This window comes from Bacteroidota bacterium (assembly GCA_034723125.1).
Lineage (GTDB): Bacteria > Bacteroidota > Bacteroidia > CAILMK01 > JAAYUY01 > JAYEOP01.
The window spans coordinates 1-2,835 of sequence record JAYEOP010000293.1 but is presented as its reverse complement, the minus strand read 5'-3'; the positions used below and the strand labels follow the sequence as shown (position 1 = coordinate 2,835).

At 31.9% G+C, this 2,835-nt stretch carries 2 protein-coding genes; both read left to right on the top strand.

All coding sequences use genetic code 11. From position 1 onward, the window contains the following. Positions 1–10: 10 nt before the first annotated feature. Positions 11–136 (top strand): adenylate/guanylate cyclase domain-containing protein, encoded by a 126-nt coding sequence (locus U9R42_08045; GenBank protein ID MEA3495971.1) that lies wholly within the window; start codon positions 11–13, stop codon positions 134–136. A gap of 197 nt (positions 137–333) precedes the next feature. Next, positions 334–2,520, top strand: a complete 2,187-nt coding sequence (locus U9R42_08040) for a KamA family protein (GenBank protein ID MEA3495970.1) — start codon at positions 334–336, stop codon at positions 2,518–2,520. Positions 2,521–2,835 lie beyond the last annotated feature (315 nt).

Genomic DNA, 2,835 nt, shown 5'->3' with positions numbered 1-2,835 from the left:
CTCAGAACCAATGAAAATTAACGTTTCGGAAGCTACATTCAATTTATTAAAAAACGATTTCAAATTCATAAATCGTGGAAAAATAGAAGCAAAAGGAAAGGGTGAAATTAATATGTTTTTTGCTAAAGAAGATTGATTTGATAAATTCTTGATAGTTTTTAAATCTGTGGCTTTTATATTTTGCAAAGTTGCTGAGTAGTAAAAAATCTTTTATTTTTATTACTCCCTTCTAAAAGAAATTGTATATTTACACTTTTTAAAAATTACTTACTTTATATCTTTTTCACAAATTGCTTGAATGAAAATTACGTTAACAAATAAAATATTAACATTATGCCAACAATAGCAAAACTTGACAAAATTGCGATTAGTGTACAATCTCATAAATTATTAAGAAAATTATTAGAAGAAAATCCTATATTACATGAAATAATGCAGGGTTCAAGAAATGAAACCGAAGCACTTGTGGGAGTTAAAAATTGGATACTTGGCGAGCTTCAAAATAGTCCTGATGCTTTAATGTTTTATAAAAATGAAGCAACAGGGAGAAGTACTTTTGAAAAATTAAAGTGGAAAGATTATGCAGCAATCCGAATACTGGATTACGTTGACAATGCAGGAATAAAATATGAAGACCTTAATTTGCGTGGTGAAATAGCTATTTCAAATCCTATTGAACTTATTTGGCTTGCAGTAACTCAAGGTACAGGTGGAGCAAAACCATACTTTTTTCAAGATATGATTCATCTTTTCAGACAATTTACAGGTAAAAGTAAAAAGAAATTGCCAAACAAAGAAAAGGTACTAAAATGGATGACACGCTGGCCATCAGGATTAGATCCAAGAATTATTAAATTAAGAGAGGAAAACAGAGATAGAATAATTAATATTTTTATTGATAAAATTGACAAGAAAGAAATAAGCGATAAAAAATATTTTTTTGAAGAAGGAATATCAAGAGAGCAAAAAACTCTAAAAATGCTTGAATGGTGGAAAGATAAAACATTTCATTTGAGATTTGCAATACGAAACCCTGATTTGCTAAACGAAATGCTTGGCAACTCTCTTGATCCCGATACATTAAAAATACTTAAAGATGCAGAGAAAGCCGGCATTCCCTTTTTTATAAATCCATATTATTTATCATTATTGCACGTTAGAGTACCGTATTTTGCAATTGGTGGCGACCTTGCTATCAGAGATTATATTATTTACTCAAAACAATTAATTGATGAATTCGGGCATATTGTTGCTTGGGAAAAAGAAGATATTGTAGAACCCGGAAAACCAAATGCAGCAGGATGGTTACTTCCCTCTCACCATAACGTCCATAGAAGATATCCAGAAGTTGCGATATTGATTCCCGATACTATTGGTAGAGCTTGTGGTGGTTTGTGTGCATCATGCCAAAGGATGTATGATTTCCAGAGTGGTAACCTAAATTTTAATTTAGACAAACTAAAGCCAAAAGAAAGCTGGAACGAAAAAATGAAACGGCTTATCAAATATTTTGAAGATGACTCTCAATTAAGAGATATTCTAATTACCGGTGGCGATGCGTTAATGAGTTCCGACAAATCTTTAAAAGCTATATTAGATGAAGTTTACGAAATGGCTATTAGAAAAAAAGAAGCAAACAAAAACCGTAAAGAAGGAGAGAAATATGCAGAAATACTAAGAGTAAGATTAGGAACAAGACTCCCTATTTATTTGCCTCAAAGAATGACTCCTGAACTAATAACAGTATTGAAAGAATTTAAAACCAAAGCAAAAAAAATAGGTATCAAACAATTCTTAATTCAAACCCATTTTGAATCACCAATAGAAGTTACACCTGAAGCAAAAGAGGCTATCAGTAATCTTATTTCGGCAGGTTGGACAGTAACTAACCAATTGGTTTTTACCGCTGCCGCATCACGAAGAGGACATTCTGCAAAACTAAGGCAAGTGCTTAATGATATTGGCGTGCTAACTTATTATACCTTTACAGTAAAAGGATACATGGAAAACAATCATAATTTTGCTACTAATGAGAGAGCTGTTCAAGAAGAATTAGAAGAAAAAATTATTGGAATTGTTCCAAAAAAATATCATGAAGCAATAAAAGAATTTCCTTTGAATGCTGAAACAATGGTAGAAAATATTGATGATTTGAGAAATAAAGCAAAATTACCTTTCCTTTCTACCGACAGAAATGTTATAAACCTTCCGGGAGTAGGTAAAAGTCTTACTTATCGCGTAATAGGGATTACAAGATACGGTAGAAGGATTCTTGAATTTGATCACGACCATACCAGAACTCATAGTCCGATAATTAATAAAATGGGTAAGATAATAATTATTGAATCAAAATCAATTAATGAATACTTGAATCAATTAGAAGAAATGGGTGAGGATATTTCTGATTATGAAAATATTTACGGTTATTCAATAGGAGAAACAGAAGCAAGAATGCCAGTTTACGAATATCCTGAATATGATTATAAATTAACTGAGGAAATGACTAATCTTGAGATTTAAGTCGGAAAAAAATAAAGATACTAAAGTTTCATACTTATAAGTAAATATCAGAAATAGCGGTTATTTGTCATTCTATTGAAGACTGTTTATTTGTTTAAACGCAGAGTCGCAGAAACGCAGAGGAAAAAGTAACAAAAAAAATCAACCCTATTTAGGCAAGCACAGAGAAATGAGAGGTGAGAGGTGAGAGGTGAGAAATGAGAGGTGAGAGGTGAGAAATGAGAGGTGAGTCAACCAACCCTATTTAGGCAAGCACAAACGAGGACTGCTTACTGAAGACTGCCGACTTCTTTATTTGTTTATTTGGAATTTGAC